This is a genomic window from Pseudomonas sp. B21-019 (genome assembly GCF_024749225.1).
Taxonomy (GTDB): domain Bacteria; phylum Pseudomonadota; class Gammaproteobacteria; order Pseudomonadales; family Pseudomonadaceae; genus Aquipseudomonas.
In genome coordinates, this window is sequence record NZ_CP087193.1 from 1121121 (window position 1) to 1143526 (window position 22406).

A 22406-nucleotide genomic window follows, 5' to 3' on the forward strand; every position below is an offset into this window, starting at 1 on the left:
TAGGATACATGCAACCCTGTAGGAGCTGCCGAAGGCTGCGATCTTTTGATTTTGCTATATCAGGTGTACTTGCGCTTATCCGGCGCCGGCGGGAAATACTGGTACAGCCAGGTTTCACTCAACGTGCGGTCATTGGTGCGAATGAACAACCGCAGTTCTACCGGCGCCACGCTGTCATTGGTCGGGTACCAGTCAAAGGTGATTCGGTAGCCCTTGATGTCATCGAGCACCAGCACGTTGAAATCCTTCACCTGACCGTTCGAGCAGGTCACCACCGGTTCGATCCCCGCGCCTTCGGGCAAGCGGTCCAGCCCGCCGCCGGTGAAGTCCACGGCAAAGCGGCGTGCCCAGACTTCAGGATAATGCTCACCCGGTGCCCAGCCTTCGACAAAGCCGCCCATGCCCGAACGGGTCGCGTTGACCCGTGCCAGCGGCGTACCCGTCGGTGGCAGGGCGCTCCAGTAGAGCTTGTAGCCGTAGTTCAGGGAGTCACCGGCGGCGACCGGTTTCTTCGGCGTCCAGAACGCGACGATGTTGTCCAGGGTTTCGCCGGTCGTAGGAATTTCCAGCAAATCGATAGAGCCTTCGCCCCACGCGGTCGTAGGTTCTACCCACAGGCTCGGGCGCTTGCTGTACCAGTCGACGGTGTCCTGATAACTGTCGAATTCATGGTCGGTCTGCACCAGACCAAAGCCTTTCGGGTCGGTGTCGGCGAAGGCGTTGAATTGCAGGGTGGCCGGGTTGTTCAGCGGACGGCAGATCCACTCGCCGTTGCCGCGCCACATGGCCAGGCGATCGGAGTCGTGGATTTGCGGGTGAATGGTGTCGCACATACGGCGCTCGTGGGTGCCGCAGCTGAACATGCTGGTCATCGGTGCGATACCCAGTTGCTCGATGGCGGTGCGGGCATTGACGTGGGCGTCGACTTCCATCACCACGCGCTCGGCCTGGCAATCGATGTCAAAACGGTAGGCTCCGGTGGCGCTTGGCGAATCGAGCAGGGCGTACACCACGAATCGGGTGCTGTCCTTGTCCGGTGTCTCGAACCAGAACTTGGTGAAGTCCGGGAATTCTTCACGCTTCTTGGCGTAGGTGTCGATTGCCAGGCCGCGGGCCGACAAACCGTACTGACCGGTGGCGTCTACCGCACGGAAATAGCTGGCGCCGAGGAACGACAAGACGTCGTGCTGATCCAGCTCCGGGGCCTTGAACAGCTTGAACCCGGAAAACCCCAGGTCGCCCTTGAGCTGTTGGGTGTCTACGGTGGTTTTTTCGTAGTTGAACAGCGACGGGCGGAAATGCACCTCGCGCGCCAGTCGAGTCTTGGGATCGACGCTGTACATGCGCACCGGCTGCTTGAAACCCATGCCGACGTGGAAAAACTGCACGTCCAGCTGACCTTTCAGATCCTTCCACAGCGAGTGATTGCCGTCGTAGCGGATTGCGTTGAAGTTCTGCGGCGTCATGGTCGCCAGCGTCGGCGGCAGCACCTGTTTGGTGTCCTGATACGGCTTGCCGGCGAGCTGTTTGGCCTGGCTCTTCAGCGCTTCGAAGTCGAACGCCTGAGCGTCGCCATCGGCAGTGCCGCTACCGGCCCAGGCGTTTGCGGCCAGCAGGCCGGTGGCCGAGAGACCGGTGTAAGCCGCGATGGCCATGGAGGCTTTGAGCAAATTCCTGCGGTGCATAAGTACAACCTGTCGTGAATAATCCCGCGCCGTTCCTGGCACGTGCTGGATCAGAAATAACGGTTCGGACATGCCTTCGGCCAAACGCTACGGACTTTAGAACAGATGCCAAATAGCTTAAACCGTTCGATTACAGAGCAAAAATGATTGATAGCACCGCGACAGCGCGGCAATGAAACAAGACATGTCAGGTAACGTTTCTCACAGCACTTTCTGATTTATAGGGCATATCTGCTTTTTTCGACTAATTACTCTAAAAACCGCTTTTCAGCGCCGATTTAATTTCTATTCTATGGGCATGACCGGTTTCGGCCCTTCAGGCCGGTGGGTTCAGTGCACACAAGACGGCCGCTGAAAGTGATAGGGCGATGCGGTTTTGCAGTTTTCTCTGACGTATAGAAGGACATCGTCCATGTCGAAAGTACAAGGCATCACTGAAATGTTAGGACTCTTTCCCTGCCTGGCCACCGGGCGGCGAAGGCGTCGTCTCAGTTCGGAGGAGTTGAAGTTGGTGGAGCGCTATCGCGAGCTGTCGGAGAGTGACCGGATTGCGATGCGCTATCTGGTGGATGCGATGAGGAGTGTTTCGCGGTTTTGAGGTGTAAAGGCTTTGTCCGTTGAGCAAAAGATCGCGGCCTGCGGCAGCGCTTACAGGAGAACTGCCGCAGGCAGCGATCTTTTTGCTTTTAATGCTTGAACATCACATGCCTTACAACCGTGTAATCCTCCAACCCATACATGGACATGTCCTTGCCATAACCGGACAGTTTCTGACCACCGTGCGGCATTTCGCTGACCAGCATGAAGTGGGTGTTTACCCAGGTGCAGCCATACTGCAGGCGCGCAGACAGGCGATGGGCGCGGCCGACGTCCGAGGTCCAGACTGACGACGCCAGGCCGTAGTCCGAATCGTTGGCCCAGGCCAGCGCCTGCGCTTCATCGGTGAATTTGGTTACCGATACCACCGGCCCGAACACTTCGCGGCGCACGATCTCGTCGTCCTGTTGCACGTCGGCCAACACCGTTGGCTCAAAGAAGAAGCCATTGCCTTCCACTGGCTTGCCGCCGGTGATCAAGCGAATGTGCGGTTGCGCCATGGCTCGCTCGACAAGCCCGGTCACGCGGTCGCGATGTTGCGCGCTGATCAATGGGCCCAGCTCCGTCGATGGATCATCCTGCACGCCGTACTTGAGGCTGCTGACCGCGGCGCCGAGCTTCTCGACGAAGGTGTCGTAGATGCCAGCCTGGGCGTAGATGCGGCAGGCGGCGGTGCAGTCCTGCCCGGCGTTGTAGAAACCGAAGGTGCGAATGCCTTCCACGGCGGCGTCGATGTCGGCATCGTCGAAGATGATCACCGGCGCCTTGCCACCCAGTTCCATGTGCATGCGTTTGACGTTGCCGGCAGTGCTGGAAATGATATTTGAGCCGGTGGCGATAGAGCCGGTCAGCGACACCATGCGCACTTTCGGGTGAGTGACCAGTGGGGTACCGACCGTAGGACCACGGCCGTACACCAGGTTAAGCACGCCCGCCGGGAAAATTTCCGACGCCAGTTCTGCCAAGCGCAGGGCGGTCAGCGGGGTTTGTTCCGACGGTTTGAGCACCACGGTATTACCGGCGGCCAGGGCCGGGGCGATTTTCCAGGCGAGCATCATCAGCGGGTAGTTCCACGGCGCGATAGAGGCAATCACGCCCACCGGGTCGCGGCGGATCATCGAGGTATGGCCGGGCAAGTATTCACCGCCCAGTGCTCCGCTCAGGCAACGGCTGGCGCCGGCGAAGAATCGGAACACGTCGGCAATCGCCGGGATCTCGTCGTTCAGCGCGGCGCTGTAGGGTTTGCCGCAGTTGTCCGACTCCAGTTTGGCCAGCTCTTGGCCATGGGCTTCGATGATGTCGGCGAGTTTGAGCAGCAACAGCGAGCGTTCTTTCGGCGTGGTTTGCGACCAGCCTTCGAAGGCGCTATCGGCAGCGCGCACGGCGGCGTCGACCTGGGCTTCGCTGGCTTCGTTGATTTCCACCAGCACACGACCGAGGGCCGGGTTGAACACGGCTTGGGCGGGGCCGTCGCCGGCGACCAGTTGGCCATTGATCAAGAGTTTGGTTTGCATGGCGTTGTCCTCCGAAGCTGTTGTATTTCCTCTGTGGGAAATGAGTTGTCAGTTATTTCCCGCCACTGCCCGCAACGCTTTCCCCACCACGGGTCAGGTAATACGCGCCGAGAATCGGCAACATGGTCACCATCATGACCAGCATCGCCACGACATTGGTCACCGGCACGTCCCGAGGGCGGCTGAGCTGGTTGAGCAGCCACAACGGCAAGGTGCGTTCGTGGCCGGCGGTGAAGGTGGTGACGATGATTTCGTCGAACGACAGGGCAAACGCCAGCATGCCGCCAGCCAGCAACGCCGAGCCGAGGTTCGGCAGGACGATGTAGCGGAAGGTCTGCCAGCCGTCGGCGCCGAGGTCCATCGACGCCTCGATCAAGCTATATGACGTGCGGCGTAACCGGGCGATGACGTTGTTGTAGACGATCACCACACAGAAGGTCGCGTGACCGATCACGATGGTGAATACCCCCGGCTCGATCCCCAGCGTCTTGAAGGTCGCCAGCAACGCGATCCCGGTGATGATCCCCGGCAATGCGATCGGCAGGATCAGCATCAGCGAAATACCTTGCTTGCCGAAGAAGTCCCGCCGGTACAACGCCGCCGAGGCGAGGGTGCCGAGGATCAGCGCAATCAGTGTGGCGATGGCGGCGATCTGCAGCGACAGCTTGATCGCCTCCAGTACGTCGGGCCGCGAGAACGCCACGGCGATCCACTTCAGGGTGAAGCCCTTGGGCGGAAAGCTGAACGCCGCGTCTTCGGTGTTGAAGGCATAGAGGAAGATGATCAGGATCGGGAAGTGCAAGAACAGCAACCCGCCCCAGGCGGCGATGCGCAGGCCCAGGGATGCCCGGTCTTGAGAGGAAGCGTCAGAGCGCATCGAAGGCCCCCAGGCGTTTGACGATGGACAGGTAAATGGCGATCAGCACGATCGGCACCAGCGTGAAGGCCGCCGCCATCGGCATGTTGCCGATCGCCCCTTGCTGGGCGTAGACCATGCTGCCGACGAAGTAGCCCGGTGGGCCCACCAGTTGCGGCACGATGAAGTCGCCCAGTGTCAGTGAAAACGTGAAAATCGAACCGGCCGCGATCCCCGGAATCGACAGCGGCAGAATCACTTGCATGAAGGTCTGACGCGGCTTGGCGCCCAGATCCGCCGAAGCTTGCAGCAAGGACGGCGGCAGGCGTTCCAGTGACGCCTGGATAGGCAGGATCATGAACGGCAGCCAGATATAAACGAACACCATGAACCGCCCCAGATGCGAGGTCGACAGGGTGCTGCCACCCACTCCCGGCATCCCGAGTACGAACTGCAACACCGGCTCCAGGTTGAGGTATTGAACGAACCATTGGGCCACGCCGCCCTTGGCCAGCAGCAAGGTCCAGGCATAGGCCTTGACGATGTAACTGGCCCACATCGGCATCATCACCGCGATGTAGAAAAACGCCTTGGTGTTGCCGCTGGTGTAGCGCGCCATGTAGTAGGCAATCGGGAAGGCCACGATTGCACTGGCGATCGACACGACGATGGCCATGCTCAGGGTGCGCAGGATGATGTCGAAGTTCGATGGCTGGAACAGCGCTGCGAAGTTCGCCAGGGTCAGGTCGGGGGTGACCGTCATGGTGAAGTCATCGAAGGTGTAGAAGCCTTGCCACAACAACGTCAGCAGCGAGCCGAGGTAGATCGCGCCAAACCACAACAGCGGCGGCACCAGCAGCAGCGACAGATACAGGTTCGGCCGCCGGTACAGCAGGTTGGAAAACCGGCGCAGCGGCGAGCCGTTGGCCGGGGTTCGAGAGATCACGCTGTCCATCTCATACCCCGCCTACAACATTGTCGTGCAGCGGGATCATCGCCTCGCGCGCCCAACGAGCGCTGATGCGTTGCCCGGGCTGGTGTTGCGCGCTGACGTCCAGCCACTGGACGTTGGCCTGGCTGATGTTCAGGGTCTGGCCGTTTTCCAGTTTCAGTTCATAGCGGGTGGCGCTGCCCTGGTACTGGATGTCGTGGAGCAGGCCGCTGACTTCTATTTCATGGCTGGCCAGCGGCCCTTCGGCGAAACGCACGTGTTCGGGGCGGATCGAAAACGGCTGAGGATTGCCGCTCAACTGCCGGGCCAGATCACCGCGTATCACATTGGACGTGCCGACGAATTCGGCGACGAAGGTGGTTGTCGGTTTCATATAGAGGTGGCGCGGCGTGTCGACCTGTTCGATACGCCCCTTGTTGAACACCGCCACGCGGTCGGACATCGACAACGCTTCGGTCTGGTCGTGGGTGACGAAGATAAAGGTGATGCCGAGCTGACGTTGCAGCTTCTTCAGTTCGCCTTGCATTTGCTCGCGCAGCTTCAGGTCCAGCGCCCCGAGTGGTTCGTCGAGCAACAACACGCGAGGGCGATTGACCAACGCGCGAGCCAGGGCTACACGCTGGCGTTGGCCGCCCGAGAGTTGCACCGGTTTGCGCTCGCCGTAGCCATTGAGGGCGACCATGTCGAGGGCTTCTTCGGCACGTTTGTGGCGTTCGGTCTTGCCGACGCCTTTGACTTTCAAACCATAGGCGACGTTGTCGAGTACGTTCATGTGCGGGAACAGCGCGTAATCCTGGAACACGGTGTTCACGTCGCGCTGATACGGCGGCAGCCCGGCGGCCTCCAAGCCATGGATGCGGATGGAGCCGGTGCTCGGCTGTTCGAAACCGGCGATCAGGCGCAGGCAGGTGGTTTTACCCGAGCCAGAAGGGCCCAGCAGGGAAAAGAACTCGCCGTCCTGGATGTCGATGGAAACCCGGTCAACGGCCTTCACCTCACCGAACTGACGGGAAACGTTGGTGAACTGGACTGCAAGCGTCATGGATACGGTGCTCCCAAAAAGCGGGGGCCATCACAGCGGCCCTTGCCTGGACTTCTGAAAAAGCTGAATCGGTGTGCTTTTTTAGCTGGAATGCTCACTGTGGCGAGGGGGCCTGCCCCCGTTGGGCTGCGTAGCAGCCCTGAAAAGGAGAGCGCGGTTTATCTGCTAGACCGCGGTGACTGGTTCCAGGGCGGCTTCGCCACCCAACGGGGGCAAGCCCCCTCGCCACAAAGCTCCCTCGCCACAAGGGGGTGTATTACCTGCCTCCCATAATCGCAATGTAATCCTGGGTCCAGCGGCTATAAGGCACAAACTTGCCACCCTCAGCCTGCGGGGTTTTCCAGAAGGCGATCTTGTCGAACTGGTCGAAACCGTTGGTCTTGCACCCCTCGGTCCCCAACAGTTCGCTTGCCTTGCACGCCGCCGGAACCGCCGGCAGCGAGCCGAACCAGGCGGATACATCGCCCTGGACCTTCGGCGTCAGCGACCAGTCCATCCATTTGTAAGCACAGTTCGGGTGCTTGGCTTCAGCGTGCATCATGGTGGTATCGGCCCATCCGGTGGCGCCTTCTTTGGGGATGGTCGAGGCGACTGGCTGTTTCTCGTTCATCAGGCCGTTGACCTGATACGGCCAGGAACTGGAAGCCACCACGCCTTCGTTCTTGAAGTCACTCATCTGCACGGTGGTGTCGTGCCAGTAGCGGTGGATCAACTTTTGCTGGTTGCGCAGCAGGTCGAGAACGGCCTGGTACTGTTTTTCGTTGAGCAGGTAAGGGTCCTTGATGCCCAGTTCCGGCTTGGCGGTTTTCAGGTACAGCGCCGCGTCCGCGATGTAGATCGGGCCGTCATACGCCTGCACGCGGCCCTTGTTGGATTTGCCGTCGGGCAGTTTCTGCTCTTCGAGTATCACGCTCCAACTGGTCGGCGGCTGTTTGAACACGTTGGTGTTGTACATGAGCACATTCGGCCCCCATTGGTACGGGGTGCCATAGGTTTGCTTGTCGACCACGTACCACGGCCCATCCTTCAGGCGCGGATCGAGATTCTTCCAGTTGGGGATCAATGCGGTGTTGATCGGCTGGACACGCTTGCCGGCGATCAAGCGCAGGGAGGCATCGCCGGACGCCGTCACCAGGTCGTAACCGCCCTTGGCCATCAGGCTGACCATTTCATCGGACGTGCCGGCCGTCTTGACGTTGACCTTGCAGCCGGTTTCCTTCTCGAAAGCGCTGACCCAGTCGTAGGCCTTGTCGCTTTCGCCCCGTTCGATATAGCCGGGCCAGGCAACGATATCCAGCTGACCTTCGCCGGCACCGACGGCTTTCAGCGGTTCGGCGGCCTGCAGGCTGGCGCTGGCCAGAAGCGCCGTAGCGATTGCACTGAGCAGTGCGGTCTTGTGTTCGAACATGGGGTTTCCCTCTTCTTTAATTAGGGTCGGGACAGCGTTGAACGGGGTAGTTCGCCACGAGTGGCTTGTTATTAGCGTAGTGCGCTTTGTGGGAGGCTGACTGAGGCCGGGCTGTGTCATGGGTTTATCCAGACTAGTGCCCGATGTCACGGTCGACAAATTTCCAATGCGGGATTTGATGTTTCTGCCGAATCCCGGCTTTTTATTGGCGGGATGAGAAACGATGCTCAGCGTCTTATAAATGAAACATCGCCCTCAGCTATACTCCCCCGCAATTTGACCCGCACCGAGGACTGACTGTGAAGAACTGGACGTTGCGCCAACGCATTTTGGCGAGCTTTGCGGTAATTATCGCAATCATGCTGCTGATGGTTGTGGTGTCTTTTTCTCGGCTGATGAAGATCGACGCCGGCGCAGAATCGGTCCGCACCGATGCGGTCCCGGGGGTGTATTACAGTTCGATGATCCGCGGTGCGTGGGTCGACAGTTTTAACCTCACCCAACAACTTGTCGGCCTTTCCGGGCATCGCGAAATGACCGTCGCCGACCAGACCATGTACAAAAGCTTCGAAGAGCGCTTGAACGAGCAAATAGGCAACTACCGCAAAACCATTTTCACGGAGGACGATCGGGTCCTGTTCGACGAGTTCGAAGTGCGTCACCAGCTCTACAACAAAGAAATGACCAACGTTCTCGATCTCTATCAGCGCAAAGAGTACGACCAGGCGGTTCTTGCCCTGGAGCAAAAACTGACGCCGGCCTGGGTCAATGGGCGCAAGCAATTGAACAGCCTTCTTGAAAATAATCACGCCCTGGCTGAACAATCCACGCTGGCCATCAGTGACGCGGTGACGGCCGCCAAAATCAGCATGGGCGTCTCTTTGCTGGTGGCAATCATCGCCGCCGGCCTCTGCGGCCTGCTGTTGATGCGCGCGATCATGGCGCCGATGAATCGCATTGTGGATATCCTCGAAGTCATGCGCACGGGCGATCTCAGCAGTCGCCTGAATCTTGATCGCAAGGACGAGTTCGGCGCGGTGGAAACCGGCTTCAACGACATGATGACCGAGCTCACCTCGTTGGTGTCCCAGGCCCAGCGCTCCTCGGTGCAGGTCACCACGTCGGTCACCGAAATCGCCGCGACCTCCAAGCAGCAACAGGCTACCGCCACCGAAACCGCAGCCACCACCACCGAAATCGGTGCGACATCCCGTGAAATTGCCGCCACCTCACGCGACCTGGTGCGCACCATGACCGAAGTCTCCACCGCCGCCGACCAGGCTTCGGTGCTGGCCGGTTCTGGCCAGCAAGGCCTGGCGCGCATGGAAGACACCATGCACTCGGTGATGGGCGCGGCAGATCTGGTGAATGCCAAACTGGCGATCCTCAATGAGAAGGCCGGCAACATCAACCAAGTGGTGGTGACCATCGTCAAAGTCGCCGACCAGACCAACCTGTTGTCCCTGAACGCCGCGATCGAAGCCGAGAAGGCCGGTGAATACGGTCGCGGGTTTGCCGTGGTCGCCACCGAAGTGCGGCGTCTGGCAGATCAGACGGCAGTGGCTACCTACGACATCGAGCAGATGGTGCGCGAGATCCAGTCGGCGGTGTCGGCTGGGGTCATGGGCATGGACAAGTTCTCTGAGGAAGTGCGCCGCGGCATGTCCGAGGTGCAGCAGGTGGGCGAGCAGCTGTCGCAGATCATTCATCAGGTCCAGGCGCTGGCGCCACGGGTGTTGATGGTCAACGAAGGCATGCAGGCCCAGGCCACCGGCGCCGAGCAGATCAATCACGCGCTGGTGCAGTTGGGCGATGCCAGCAGCCAGACGGTTGAGTCCTTGCGCCAGGCCAGTTTCGCCATCGACGAACTGAGCCAGGTGGCCGTCGGGCTGCGTGGCGGTGTCTCGCGATTCAAAGTCTGATGAGCGAACTTACGGCCAGGCGCGGCGTGGCGATGCCGGCGAAGCAGTCGTTGTTTCTGGTGTTCCGCATCGGCAACGAGCGCTACGCCTTGCAGGCCATCGAGGTGGCCGAAGTGCTGCCGCAACTGCCGTTGAAACCCATTCCCCGGGCGCCAGACTGGGTGGCGGGGGTGTTCGCCTATCGCGGCGCGGTGGTGCCGGTGATCGACCTCAGCGCGCTGACGTTTGGCCAACCGGCCCAGGCCCGCACCAGCACGCGGCTGGTGTTGGTGCACTATCGGCCGGATGAGGCGACGCCTGCGCAATTGCTCGGGCTGATTCTGGAGCAGGTCACCGACACGTTGCGCTGCAACCCGGCGGACTTTCAGCCTTATGGCCTGGACAATCGCCAGGCGCCGTACCTCGGCCCGGTGCGCGAAGATGCCCAGGGGCTACTGCAATGGGTGCGGGTTGCCGATTTACTGGATGCACAGGTTCGCGCCTTATTGTTTCCCTCGCCGCCGCTGGACCTGGCGCAGTTTGAGGAGCAGGGATGAGCAGCGATCAACGGTTTTTCGATTTCCTCAAGGAGCGTATCGGCCTGGATGTCGGCTCGGTCGGCCCGGCGCTCATCGAGCGCGCGGTGCGCCAGCGCATCACGGCGGTTCGGGCGCGGACGGCCGATGAGTACTGGCACACTTTGCTGGGCTCGCGCGACGAACAGCAGGCGCTGATCGAAGCGGTGATCGTCCCCGAAACCTGGTTTTTCCGTTACCCGGAATCCTTCGCCACGCTGGCGAAGCTGGCAGCCAAGCGGCTGGCGGCGATCAACAACATGCGCGCCCTGCGGATTCTCAGCTTGCCGTGTTCTACCGGCGAAGAACCGTACTCGATCGCCATGGCATTGCTTGATGCGGGGCTGGCGCCGCACCAGTTCAAGGTCGACGGCATAGACGTCAGTCCGCTGTCGGTGGAAAAGGCCAGGCTCGCGCTGTACGGCAAAAATTCGTTTCGTGGCCAGGACATCGAGTTTCGCGAGCGCCATTTCACCGCTGAACACGACAACTATCGCCTCAGCGGGCGCGTGCTTGAACAGGTGCGTTTACAGGTCGGTAACCTGCTGGATCCGACCTTGCTGGTCAACGAGCCGCCCTATGACTTCGTGTTCTGTCGCAACCTGCTGATTTATTTCGACCAGCCGACCCAGCAGCAAGTGTTCGAAGTGCTCAAGCGTCTGACTCACGTCGACGGCGTGCTATTTATCGGCCCGGCCGAGGGCAGTCTGCTCGGCCGTTTCGGCATGCGCTCGATCGGTATCCCGCAGTCGTTTGCCTTCAGTCGCCAGAGCGCGCTCGAGCTGCCTGCGACCTTCGCGCCGATGTCGCTGCCAGTGCAGCAACCGTTGCGCAGCGTGACTCCGCCGCCTGTGCGCAGTCGGCCTTTCGCGACGGTCGTGCCGATGCCTCAGGCTGCCGCCACCCCTTCGGCCACTTCTTCGGACGCCGCCACGCTGTTGGCGAATATCGCCGCGCTGGCCAATGAAGGCAAAAGTGCCGAGGCCCGCGCCGCGTGCGAAAGTTATTTGCGCAGTCACGAACCGGTGGCCCAAGTGTTCTATTGGCTGGGGCTGCTCAGCGATGTCGCCGGCAGTGCCCTGGAGGCCCAGGGTTTTTATCGCAAGGCGTTGTACCTCGAACCGCAACATCCCGACGCGTTGATGCACCTGGCGGTCTTGCTACAATCCCAGGGCGACACGGCGGGTGCCAGACGATTGCAGGCCCGCGCCGCCCGCAGCGAGCGCGCCGCTGACAGTGAGCGTAAACGATGAACGCCTCCGACACCTTGAGCGTCACCCATGAAGATGCCCAGGCCATCGACGATTGCTGGAACCGCATCGGTATCCACGGCGACCAGTCCTGTCCGCTGCTGAGCGAGCACATTCATTGCCGCAATTGCGCGGTGTATTCGGCTGCCGCCACACGCTTGCTCGACCGTTACGCCTTGTCGCAGGGCGATCGTGGGCAAATCTCGACGGTGGCCGAGAGCGAGGTGAAAACCCGCTCGCTGCTGATGTTTCGCCTCGGCGAAGAGTGGCTGGGCCTGGCCCAGAGTGTGTAAAAACGCTAGATCCCGTTTCGATCTTCAAGGCTGAGAGGCAGTCCCGCTTCGCAGCCTGATCAAGGGCACGATGCCTTACTGATGAGCTAAACCGGTCCCGGCAATGCTCCAGATCATTGGGAGAAGTAAAAAACAGGCCGGCTTTTATGCCGTTAACGCCTTCATCAAGTGATGGGTACCGATGATTTTCATGACCCGTTTCATGTTGTAGGCGAGCACATTCAAACTCATCTCCGCACTCACCCCGGCCAGCTTTCGGGTCAGGAAGTGCGTCGCACCCATCCATTGTTTGAGCGTCCCGAAGGGATGCTCAACCGTCCGTTTTCGGACTCGCATCATCTCCGAGGCTTTGCTCAGCCGAAGCTGCATTTCCTCCAATACGGTTTCATGCTCCCAGCGTCGAACTCGTCGTTCCGTGCTCGGTGTGCACTGCGATTTCAACGCGCAGCCCTGGCATTTCGAACTCCAGTAACGATGCAACTTCAGGCCTTTTTCAACGTAGGAATAGTGCCAGATCAGCGCTTCTCCAGCCGGGCAAATGTATTCGTTTTTTGCCGCGTCATAGATGAAGGCATCGTTATTGAAGCGCCCGTCAGCCTTGGCTCCGGAGGTCATCGGCTTGGGCACATAGGCGGTGATGCCTGCATCGTGACAAGCCAGGATTTGTTCGCTTTTGAAGTAACCTCGGTCAGCCACTACCGACAACGTATCTGACGCCATCGCCTCGCGGGCCTGCTTGGCCATCGAGCTGAGTTGGTCGCGGTCGGAACCGACGTTAGTCACCTCGTGAGCAACGATCAAATGGTGCTGAGTATCGACCGCAGTCTGCACGTTGTAGCCGACGATTCCCGCGCCGCGCGTCATCATGGAGCGGGCATCTGGATCGGTCAGTGAGACCTGTTTATCCGGCGATTCATTGAGCTGGATTTCGATCGCCTGAAGCTCTTTCATTTGCGTTTTTAGCTTGGCGATTTTCTCTTCCAGTCGCACCGCGCTGGGCTCGGAAGCTGTTGGTTCTTGCCGATCGGCAGCATCGAGTGCCGCTAGATAACGGTTGATACTCGATTCAATTTCTTCCATTCGCCGTTTCAGTTTGGCGCTGGTGAAATTGCGGTCGCGGTTGTTGACTGCTTTGAATTTACTGCCATCGACGGCGACCAGATTTTCTCCGAATAGTCCCAACTGCTGACACAGCACGACGAACTGGCGACAGACGCCTCGGATGGCTTTGCTGTTGTCTTTTCGGAAGTTGGCGATGGTCTTGAAGTCCGGCATCAAACGACCGGTCAACCACATCAGCTCGACGTTGCGTTGAGCTTCTCGCTCCAAACGTCGGCTCGACTGGATGCGGTTGAGATAGCCGTAGATGTAGATCTTTAGCAATATCGCGGGGTGGTAAGCAGGCCGGCCAGTATCGGCTGGAATGGCACCGTCAAAACCCAGATTGACCAGGTCGAGTTCGTCGACAAAGACGTCGACTACGCGCACCGGATTGGTATCGCTGACGTAGTCGTCGAGGCTCTCGGGAAGTAAGGTGCCTTGGCCTCGATGTTCACCTTGGATGAAGCGCTTCATGGGCGATCCCTGCGATGAAATCCTCAGAAATCATAGCAAGTGTTCGCGAAGGCGTTTTTACACACTCTGGGCCACTCGCAGCCTGGTCGAAGTGGCGCCGCTGCAAGCGATCCATTCCTTGCCGCACCAGCGTTCCCGGGCATTGCTCGGCGTGGCGAATGTGCGCGGTGCCTTGGTGGCGTGCCTGTCTTTGGTGGAGCTGTTGGGGCTCGACGACACCAGTAGCGTGGCGCCCGGCGCGCGGGTAACGCCGCGGATGCTGATCATCGCCGCCCACGGCGGGCCGGTGGTGGTGCCGGTGGACGAAGTGGACGGGATTCACGCCATCGACGAGCGCATTCTCGATGCAGCGTCCCAGTCCGGCACCCAGGCCAGCGCCAAATACACCCGCGGAGTCTTGCCATTCAAAGGTCGCAGCCTGCGTTGGCTGGATGAAGAGCAGCTGCTGTCTGCCGTGACCCGGAGCCTCACATGACCCCCGACCAAATGCGTGACGCCTCCTTGCTGGAGCTGTTCAGCCTGGAAGCCGAGGCCCAGACCCTGGTGCTGAGCGCCGGTCTGCTGGCGCTGGAGCGCGATCCGACCCAGGCTGATTACCTCGAGTCGTGCATGCGCGCGGCCCATTCGCTCAAGGGCGCGGCGCGGATTGTCGGCGTCGATGCCGGGGTCAGCGTTGCCCATGTGATGGAGGATTACCTGGTCAGCGCCCAGGAAGGGCGCCTGTACCTGCGACCCGAACACATTGATGCGCTGTTGCAGGGCACCGATCTGCTGATGCGGATTGCGACGCCGAACAATGCTCCGGCGCCTGCGGATATCGACGCTTATGTCGTCTTGATGGGACGGCTGCTTGAACACATGGCGACGGTTGCCCCCATCGCGCTGCCGATGGCAGAACCTCAGCTCGAACCGCCGACACCCAAGGTCGAGCCGCCCGGTCGTGCCGCCGAAACACCCGTCGACACACTCATTGAAACACCCCAGGCAGAGCCCGCCGAGCCTGCGTCCAAGACCAGGCGCGCCACCGACACTGGCGAGCGCGTATTGCGCGTCACGGCCGAGCGCTTGAACAGCCTGCTCGACCTGTCGAGTAAATCTCTGGTGGAAACCCAGCGCCTCAAGCCGCACCTGGCCACCATGCAGCGCCTTAAACGCATGCAGAGCAATGGCCTGCGGGCGCTGGAAAGCCTCAACGTTCATCTCAAGGACCATGCCTTGAGCCTCGAAGCCCAGGAAGCCTTGGGCGATGCCCGCCGATTGCTGGCCGAGTCCCAGCAATTACTGGTGGAAAAAAACGCCGAACTGGACGAGTTCGCCTGGCACGCCAGTCAGCGCGCACAAGTGTTGTATGACACCGCGCTGGCCTGTCGCATGCGGCCGTTCGCCGACGTGCTGAGCGGTCAAGTGCGCATGGTCCGCGATCTTGGGCGCAACCTTGGCAAACAGGTGCGGCTGGAGATCGAGGGCGACAAGACCCAAGTCGACCGCGACGTACTGGAAAAACTCGAAGCACCGCTGACACACCTGCTGCGCAATGCGGTGGATCACGGCATCGAAACCCCGGAACAGCGACGCTTGGCGGGCAAGCCGGAGGAAGGCGTGATCCGTTTGCGAGCCTCCCATCAGGCCGGTCTGCTGGTGCTGGAACTGAGCGATGATGGCAATGGCGTCGACCTGGAAAAGGTCCGCCGCACGATCGTCGAGCGGCAGTTATCCCCAGCCGAGACTGCCGCGCAGTTGAGCGAAGAAGAGCTGCTGACGTTCCTGTTTCTGCCGGGTTTCAGCCTGCGCGACACGGTCACCGAAGTGTCCGGGCGCGGCGTCGGGCTGGATGCGGTTCAGCACATGGTCCGGCAGTTGCGCGGCGCCGTGGTGCTGGAGCAGACGGCGGGCGCGGGCAGTCGTTTCCATCTTGAAGTGCCGCAGACGCTGTCGGTGGTGCGCAGTCTGGTGGTGGAAGTCGGTGACGAGGCGTATGCCTTCCCGCTGGCGCACATCGAGCGCATGTGCGACCTGGAGCCGGAAGACATCGTGCAGGTCGAAGGCCGGCAGCACTTTTGGTACGAAGGCCGGCATGTCGGGCTGGTCGCCGCCAGTCAGCTGTTGCATCGGCCGGCGAGCCAGAACAGCGCGCAGACCCTCAAAGTCGTGGTCATGCGCGAGCGCGAGGCGATCTACGGGGTGGCGGTCGAGCGGTTTATCGGCGAGCGGACGCTGGTGGTGCTGCCGCTGGACGAGCGTCTGGGCAAGGTACAGGACATTTCCGCCGGGGCTTTGCTCGACGACGGCTCAGTGGTGCTGATCGTCGACGTCGAAGACATGCTGCGTTCGGTGGACAAACTGCTCAATACCGGGCGTCTGGAGCGCATTGCCCGGCACGCCAATCAGGCCGTTGAGGCCGCGCGCAAACGGATTCTGGTGGTGGACGATTCGCTGACCGTTCGTGAGTTGCAGCGCAAGTTGCTGCTCAATCGCGGCTACGACGTCGCCGTGGCGGTGGACGGTATGGATGGCTGGAATGCCCTGCGTTCGGAGGATTTCGATCTGCTGATCACCGACATCGACATGCCGCGCATGGACGGCATCGAGCTGGTGTCTTTATTGCGTCGCGACAATCGCCTGCAATCGCTGCCGGTGATGGTGGTGTCCTACAAGGACCGCGAAGAAGACCGTCGTCGTGGACTGGACGCCGGCGCCGACTATTATCTAGCCAAGGCCAGTTTTCATGATGACGCCTTACTGGATGCAGTCGTTGAGCTCATTGGAGGGGCGCGAACATGAAAATCGCCATCGTCAACGACATGCCCATGGCGGTAGAGGCTTTACGCCGCGCCCTGGCGTTCGAACCGGCGCACGAGGTGGTCTGGGTTGCCAGCAACGGGGCCGAGGCGGTGCAACGTTGCACCGAATACACCCCGGATCTGATCCTGATGGACTTGATCATGCCGTTGATGGACGGCGTGGAAGCGACCCGGCGGATCATGGCCGAGACCCCGTGCGCGATCGTCATCGTCACCGTCGACCGTCAGCAGAACGTGCACCGGGTGTTCGAAGCCATGGGCTACGGCGCGCTGGATGTGGTCGATACCCCGGCGCTGGGCGCAGGTAACCCTCAGGAAGCCGCTGCGCCGCTGCTGCGCAAGATCCTCAACATTGGCTGGTTGATCGGTGACCACAGCAATCGGGAGCGATCGGCACCGAGCCCGCACCGCAACTCGGCCTCGCGCCAGCACCTGGTGGCGATCGGTTCGTCCGCTGGCGGGCCGGCGGCGCTGGAAGTGCTGCTCAAGGGCCTGCCCCGGGATTTTTCGGCGGCCATCGTGCTGGTCCAGCATGTGGATCAGGTGTTCGCCGCCGGCATGGCCGAATGGCTGGCCAGCGCCAGCGGCCTGGACGTGCGCCTGGCCCAGGAAGGCGAACCGCCGCAAAGCGGCACGATCCTGCTGGCCGGTACCAATCACCATATCCGCTTGCTGAAAAACGGCACGCTGGCCTACACCGCCGAACCGGTCAACGAGATCTATCGGCCTTCTATCGATGTGTTTTTCGAGAGTGTGGCCAGCTACTGGAGCGGTGATGCCGTGGGCGTTCTACTGACCGGTATGGGGCGTGACGGCGCCCAGGGGCTTAAACTCATGCGCCAACAGGGCTACCTGACCATCGCTCAGGACCAGAACAGCAGTGCCGTGTACGGAATGCCCAAGGCGGCCGCAGCCATCGACGCTGCCGTGGAAATCCGTCCACTGGACAAGATAGCGCCACGTTTGCTGGAGATTTTCCAAAAATGACTATCATTAGCAGCAATCGTGGCCCAAGCAGTACTCAGGTGACCGCACATGAATGAATTACAGCTCGACGACTTCAAAACCGACGAAAACGCCGCCATGGTGTTGTTGGTGGACGATCAGGCGATGATCGGCGAGGCGGTGCGCCGTGGTCTGTCGAACGAAGAGAACATCGACTTCCACTTCTGCGCCGACCCGCACCAGGCCATCGCCCAGGCGATCCGCATCAAGCCGACGGTGATCCTTCAGGACCTGGTCATGCCCGGCCTGGACGGCCTGAGCCTGGTGCGCGAATACCGTAATCACCCGGCGACCAAGGACATTCCGATCATTGTCCTGTCGACCAAGGAAGACCCGCTGATCAAGAGCGCGGCGTTTGCCGCCGGGGCCAACGATTACCTGGTCAAGCTGCCGGACAACATCGAACTGGTGGCGCGCATCCGCTATCACTCGCGCTCCTACATGACCCTGCTGCAGCGTGACGCGGCGTACCGTGCGTTGCGGGTCAGCCAGCAACAGTTGCTCGACACCAACCTGGTGCTGCAACGCTTGATGAACTCCGACGGCCTGACCGGGCTGTCGAACCGTCGGCACTTCGACGAATACCTGGAACTGGAGTGGCGGCGTTCGTTGCGTGACCAGACGCAATTGTCGTTGCTGATGATCGATGTCGACTATTTCAAGTCCTACAACGACAGTTTTGGCCACCTCGAAGGCGATGAAGCCCTGCGCAAAGTCGCCACGGCCATTCGCGACGCCAGCGCCAGGCCATCGGACCTGCCGGCCCGTTACGGCGGCGAAGAGTTCGTCCTGGTCTTGCCCAACACCTCGCCGGGCGGTGCGCGGCTGGTGGCGGAAAAACTGCGCCAGACCGTGGTCGGATTGAAGATCCCGCACGTTTTCCCGACCGAAGGTTCGTGCCTGACCATCAGCATCGGGCTGTCGACCGTGATCCCGCAGCCGGGCAGCGACTGCCGGCAATTGATCTTGGCGGCGGACAAGGGGCTGTACCTGGCGAAGAACAATGGGCGCAATCAGGTGGGAATTGAGTAACCCGCTGACTGTAGCGCTGTAGCAGCTGCCGAGCCCGCGAGGCTGCGTTCGAGGACGAAGTCCTCGCAAGTCCTGTGTATGCGGTTTGCCTGAATGACCGCGTTGTCTGACTTTACGACGGCTGCGCCGCCGAATGCAGCCTCGCGGGCTCGGCAGCTGCTACGGGCCCCCCGCGTTATTCCGTAAACCATTCGCCCCTAAAGCCGCCAGGCGGGCTGCCTTGACAGCGTGATTACGTTATACTCGCCGGCTTTCAAAAGTTCGCCAACGAGTGCTGCCCGCCATGGAAATCAACCCGATCCTTAACAGTATCAAGGACCTGTCCGAGCGCTCCGAAACTATTCGGGGGTATCTTTGACTACGATCAAAAGCATGAGCGTCTGACCGAAGTCAATCGCGAGCTTGAAGATCCGAGTGTCTGGAACAACCCTGAGTACGCTCAGAACCTGGGTCGCGAGCGCTCTGCGCTGGCCCAGATCGTAGAAACCCTCGATGAAATGTCCAGCGGTCTGGCCGATGCCAAGGACCTGCTGTTGATGTCTGCCGAGGAAGAAGACCAGGCCGCCGTCGACGACGTAGCCCTTGAAGTGGAGCGCCTGCGCGAAGCCCTCGAGAAACTCGAATTCCGTCGTATGTTCAGCGGTGAGATGGACCAGAACAACGCCTACCTGGACATCCAGGCCGGCTCCGGCGGTACCGAGGCCCAGGACTGGGCCAACATCCTGCTGCGCATGTACCTGCGCTGGGCGGATAAACGCGGTTTCGACGCGACCATCATGGAATTGTCGGCCGGTGAAGTCGCCGGTATCAAAGGCGCGACCGTGCACATCAAGGGCGAATACGCCTTTGGCTGGCTGCGTACCGAAATCGGCGTGCACCGTCTGGTGCGCAAGAGCCCGTTCGACTCCGGCAACCGTCGTCACACCTCGTTCTCGGCCGTGTTCGTGTCGCCGGAAATCGATGACAACATCGAAATCGACATTAACCCGTCGGACCTGCGCATCGACACCTACCGCTCCTCCGGTGCCGGTGGTCAGCACGTAAACACCACCGACTCGGCCGTACGGATTACTCACGTACCGACCAACACCGTGGTCAGCTGCCAGAACGAACGCTCCCAGCACGCCAACAAAGACACCGCGATGAAAATGTTGCGGGCGCGCTTGTACGAGCAGGAAGTGCAGAAACGCAACGCCGCCTCCCAGGCCCTGGAAGACACCAAGTCGGACATCGGCTGGGGTCACCAGATCCGTTCGTACGTGCTCGATGCCTCGCGGATCAAGGATCTGCGCACCAACATCGAACGCAGCGACTGCGACAAGGTGCTCGACGGCGACATCGACGAATACCTGGTGGCGAGCCTGAAACAAGGGCTGTAAGGCACGCCCTACAGCGATCCCCAGCCGAAGGCTGGGGGCAACGAATCTGTGATGGAATTTTTAAAGACATGAGCGACCTACAACTCGACCCGCAAGCCCTGCAACAGGAAGAAAACTCCCTGATCGCCCTGCGCAAGGAAAAGCTTGCTGCCGAGCGCGCCAAGGGCCAGGCCTTCCCCAACGACTTCCGCCGCGACGCCTACTGCGAAGACTTGCAGAAGAAGTACGCGGACAAGACCAAGGAAGAGCTGGCAGAGGCTGCGATCCCGGTCAAGGTTGCCGGTCGTCTCATGCTCAACCGTGGCTCGTTCATGGTGATTCAGGACATGTCCGGGCGCATCCAGGTTTACGTCAACCGTAAAACCCTGTCCGAAGAAACCCTGGCCGCGGTGAAAACCTGGGACCTGGGCGACATCATTGCCGCCGAAGGCACCCTGGCCCGTTCCGGCAAGGGCGACCTGTACGTAGAAATGACCAACGTGCGCCTGCTGACCAAATCCCTGCGCCCGCTGCCGGACAAGCACCACGGCCTGTCCGACACCGAGCAGCGCTACCGCCAGCGTTACGTCGACCTGATCGTCAACGAAGACGTGCGCCAGACCTTCCGCGTGCGTTCGCAAGTGATTGCGCACATCCGCAGCTTCCTGATGAAGCGTGACTTCCTGGAAGTGGAAACGCCGATGCTGCAAACCATTCCGGGTGGTGCGGCGGCCAAGCCGTTCGAAACTCACCATAACGCGCTGGACATGCAGATGTTCCTGCGTATTGCGCCGGAGCTGTACCTCAAGCGTCTGGTTGTCGGTGGCTTCGAGAAAGTCTTCGAAATCAACCGCAACTTCCGTAACGAAGGCGTTTCGACCCGGCACAACCCCGAGTTCACCATGCTCGAGTTCTACCAGGCCCACGCTGACTACGAAGACAACATGGACCTGACCGAGGAACTGTTCCGCGAACTGGCGCAGCTGGTTCTGGGCAGCACCGACGTGCCTTACGGCGACAAGGTGTTCCACTTCGGCGAGCCGTTCGTGCGCCTGTCGGTGTTCGACTCGATCCTCAAGTACAACCCGGAACTGACCGCTGCCGACCTGCAGGACATCGACAAGGCCCGCGCCATCGCCAAGAAGGCCGGCGCCAAGGTGCTCGGCTTCGAAGGCCTGGGCAAACTGCAGGTGATGATTTTCGAAGAACTGGTCGAGCACAAGCTGGAACAGCCGCACTTCATTACCCAGTACCCGTTCGAAGTGTCGCCGCTGGCCCGTCGTAACGACGAGAACCCGAACGTCACCGACCGTTTCGAACTGTTCATCGGCGGCCGTGAAATCGCCAACGCCTACTCCGAGTTGAACGACGCGGAAGACCAGGCCGAGCGCTTCATGGCACAGGTGGCCGACAAGGACGCTGGCGACGATGAAGCCATGCACTACGACGCCGACTTCGTTCGTGCGCTGGAGTACGGCATGCCGCCGACCGCCGGTGAAGGGATCGGCATCGACCGTCTGGTGATGTTGCTGACCAACTCACCGTCGATCCGCGACGTGATCCTGTTCCCGCACATGCGTCCGCAAGCGTAAATGTTTCAATTAAAAAGCCGCCTAAAACAGGCGGCTTTTTATTGCCTGTCTGGTACAAACGTATCAATTGGTTACTTTTGACGTTAGAGAGGAATACCTGTCGTGAATCGTGCAATTGCTCAAGAAGGTGCAGCGGGTATCGCCACTGCGGTCGCTGAAAGTGTTCAGTACCAGGGCCGCAAGGCCAGCCGACAGGGCAGCGAACAGCGTCGACAGGACATTCTCGACGCGGCGATGCGCATTGTCGTGCGCGATGGCGTGCGGGCCGTTCGGCACCGTGCGGTAGCCGCCGAGGCCTGTGTGCCGCTGTCGGCCACCACCTACTACTTCAAGGACATCGATGACCTGCTCACCGATACCTTTGCCCAATATGTGGAACGCAGCGCGGCATACATGGCCCGGTTGTGGGCCAGTAACGAAGGCCTGTTGCGCGAGATGGTTGTCAGCGGTGATGGCACCGCCGAGTCCCGCTCACAGCTGGCGGACGATATCGCACGGCTGATGGCTGACTATGTTCATCGGCAATTGATCAATCGCCGCGAGCACTTGATGGCCGAGCAAGCCTTCCGCCAGGAAGCGTTGCTCAACCCGCGTCTGGCGTTGTTGGTGCGTTCCCATCAGCAGATTCTCTTGCAGGGCACCTGCCAGCTTTTCGAAGTATTGGGTTCCCGCGAGCCACAACAAGATGCCAAAGTGTTGACGGCGATTGTCGGACGGATGGAATATCAGGGCCTGCTCAACGATGCCGAGCCTGTTGCCGAAGAGGAAATGCTCGGCATCCTGACCCGCTACATGCACCTGGTACTGGCGTCGGTGTAACCCCTCATGGGAATGCAACCCTGTGGGAGATAGCCTGTGGCGAGGGGGCTTGCCCCCGTTTGAGTGCGTAGCACTCACAAGATATTTTGGTACATCAGGGCTGCTTCGCAGCCCAACGGGGGCAAGCCCCCTCGCCACAGACTCGCTCCCA

The 22406-nt window shown here is 60.6% G+C and carries 17 protein-coding genes and 2 pseudogenes; 12 read left to right on the top strand and 7 right to left on the bottom strand.

The genetic code is table 11. The annotated features are described in order from the left end of the window. Window positions 1-59 precede the first annotated feature (59 nt). Window positions 60-1685 carry a glucan biosynthesis protein D gene (locus LOY36_RS04950; RefSeq protein ID WP_019581625.1) on the bottom strand — a complete coding sequence of 542 codons (1626 nt, stop codon included), beginning with the start codon at window positions 1683-1685 and terminating at the stop codon, window positions 60-62. A 412-nt stretch (window positions 1686-2097) separates the two neighbouring features. Here LOY36_RS04950 and LOY36_RS04955 point away from each other — a divergent pair, with 412 nt between their 5' ends. Then, the gene (locus LOY36_RS04955) at window positions 2098-2283 is read left to right on the top strand and encodes a hypothetical protein (protein ID WP_007940616.1); all 186 of its coding nucleotides are present in this window, start codon (window positions 2098-2100) and stop codon (window positions 2281-2283) included. Window positions 2284-2371: 88 nt separating this feature from the next. On the opposite strand, the gene LOY36_RS04960 is transcribed toward LOY36_RS04955, so the two are convergent. The 5 genes from LOY36_RS04960 to ydcS form a co-directional block, all read right to left on the bottom strand. Next, window positions 2372-3796 carry a gamma-aminobutyraldehyde dehydrogenase gene (locus tag LOY36_RS04960; RefSeq protein WP_258672447.1) on the bottom strand — a complete coding sequence of 475 codons (1425 nt, stop codon included), beginning with the start codon at window positions 3794-3796 and terminating at the stop codon, window positions 2372-2374. A 52-nt stretch (window positions 3797-3848) separates the two neighbouring features. Beyond that, a complete protein-coding gene (locus LOY36_RS04965; RefSeq protein ID WP_019581623.1) occupies window positions 3849-4673 on the bottom strand; it encodes an ABC transporter permease in 825 nt (274 codons plus the stop codon). Beyond that, window positions 4663-5607, bottom strand: coding sequence for an ABC transporter permease (locus LOY36_RS04970; protein WP_019581622.1), 945 nt, complete (start codon window positions 5605-5607; stop codon window positions 4663-4665). The genes LOY36_RS04965 and LOY36_RS04970 overlap by 11 nt, the downstream gene beginning before the upstream one ends. Window position 5608: 1 nt before the next feature. Then, window positions 5609-6646, bottom strand: coding sequence for an ABC transporter ATP-binding protein (locus LOY36_RS04975; RefSeq protein WP_258672448.1), 1038 nt, complete (start codon window positions 6644-6646; stop codon window positions 5609-5611). Window positions 6647-6902: 256 nt separating this feature from the next. After that, a complete protein-coding gene (ydcS, locus tag LOY36_RS04980) occupies window positions 6903-8054 on the bottom strand; it encodes a putative ABC transporter substrate-binding protein YdcS (RefSeq protein ID WP_258672449.1) in 1152 nt (383 codons plus the stop codon). Between the two features lie 299 nt (window positions 8055-8353). Between ydcS and LOY36_RS04985 the strand changes: the two genes are divergently transcribed. The 4 genes and pseudogenes from LOY36_RS04985 to LOY36_RS05000 all read left to right on the top strand — a co-directional run. Then, the gene (locus LOY36_RS04985; RefSeq protein WP_258672450.1) at window positions 8354-9976 is read left to right on the top strand and encodes a methyl-accepting chemotaxis protein; all 1623 of its coding nucleotides are present in this window, start codon (window positions 8354-8356) and stop codon (window positions 9974-9976) included. Then, the gene (locus tag LOY36_RS04990) at window positions 9976-10512 is read left to right on the top strand and encodes a chemotaxis protein CheW (RefSeq protein WP_018926686.1); all 537 of its coding nucleotides are present in this window, start codon (window positions 9976-9978) and stop codon (window positions 10510-10512) included. Before LOY36_RS04985 ends, LOY36_RS04990 begins: the two co-directional genes overlap by 1 nt. Then, window positions 10509-11783, top strand: a complete 1275-nt coding sequence (locus LOY36_RS04995) for a protein-glutamate O-methyltransferase CheR (RefSeq protein WP_258672451.1) — start codon at window positions 10509-10511, stop codon at window positions 11781-11783. The genes LOY36_RS04990 and LOY36_RS04995 overlap by 4 nt, the downstream gene beginning before the upstream one ends. Continuing rightward, window positions 11780-12061 (top strand): annotated as a pseudogene (locus LOY36_RS05000) (chemotaxis protein CheW); the annotation flags it as partial. The gene LOY36_RS04995 and the pseudogene LOY36_RS05000, both read left to right, overlap by 4 nt. Before the next feature lie 156 nt (window positions 12062-12217). On the opposite strand, the gene LOY36_RS05005 reads toward LOY36_RS05000, so the two are convergent. After that, window positions 12218-13648 (bottom strand): IS1182 family transposase, encoded by a 1431-nt coding sequence (locus LOY36_RS05005; RefSeq protein WP_258669015.1) that lies wholly within the window; start codon window positions 13646-13648, stop codon window positions 12218-12220. Window positions 13649-13718: 70 nt separating this feature from the next. Here LOY36_RS05005 and LOY36_RS05010 point away from each other — a divergent pair. From LOY36_RS05010 to LOY36_RS05040, 7 genes and pseudogenes are all read left to right on the top strand, one after another. After that, window positions 13719-14123 (top strand): annotated as a pseudogene (locus LOY36_RS05010) (chemotaxis protein CheW); the annotation flags it as partial. Further along, window positions 14120-16429, top strand: coding sequence for a hybrid sensor histidine kinase/response regulator (locus tag LOY36_RS05015; protein ID WP_258672452.1), 2310 nt, complete (start codon window positions 14120-14122; stop codon window positions 16427-16429). The pseudogene LOY36_RS05010 and the gene LOY36_RS05015, both read left to right, overlap by 4 nt. Beyond that, complete coding sequence (locus LOY36_RS05020; protein ID WP_258672453.1) at window positions 16426-17436, top strand: chemotaxis response regulator protein-glutamate methylesterase; 1011 nt, start codon at window positions 16426-16428, stop codon at window positions 17434-17436. The genes LOY36_RS05015 and LOY36_RS05020 overlap by 4 nt, the downstream gene beginning before the upstream one ends. 48 nt (window positions 17437-17484) lie before the next feature. Beyond that, on the top strand, window positions 17485-18486 hold the full coding sequence (locus LOY36_RS05025) for a PleD family two-component system response regulator (protein ID WP_018926681.1): 1002 nt from the start codon (window positions 17485-17487) through the stop codon (window positions 18484-18486). A 283-nt stretch (window positions 18487-18769) separates the two neighbouring features. After that, window positions 18770-19865, top strand: a protein-coding gene (prfB, locus tag LOY36_RS05030; protein WP_096481021.1) for a peptide chain release factor 2 whose coding sequence is annotated in 2 segments (ribosomal slippage) — window positions 18770-18841 and window positions 18843-19865 — 1095 coding nt in all. Because the reading frame shifts where the segments join, the coding sequence is not laid out codon by codon here. A 68-nt stretch (window positions 19866-19933) separates the two neighbouring features. Further along, window positions 19934-21436, top strand: a complete 1503-nt coding sequence (gene lysS, locus LOY36_RS05035; RefSeq protein WP_019651828.1) for a lysine--tRNA ligase — start codon at window positions 19934-19936, stop codon at window positions 21434-21436. Window positions 21437-21538: 102 nt separating this feature from the next. After that, window positions 21539-22255 carry a TetR/AcrR family transcriptional regulator gene (locus LOY36_RS05040; protein WP_019651827.1) on the top strand — a complete coding sequence of 239 codons (717 nt, stop codon included), beginning with the start codon at window positions 21539-21541 and terminating at the stop codon, window positions 22253-22255. Window positions 22256-22406: the final 151 nt, after the last annotated feature.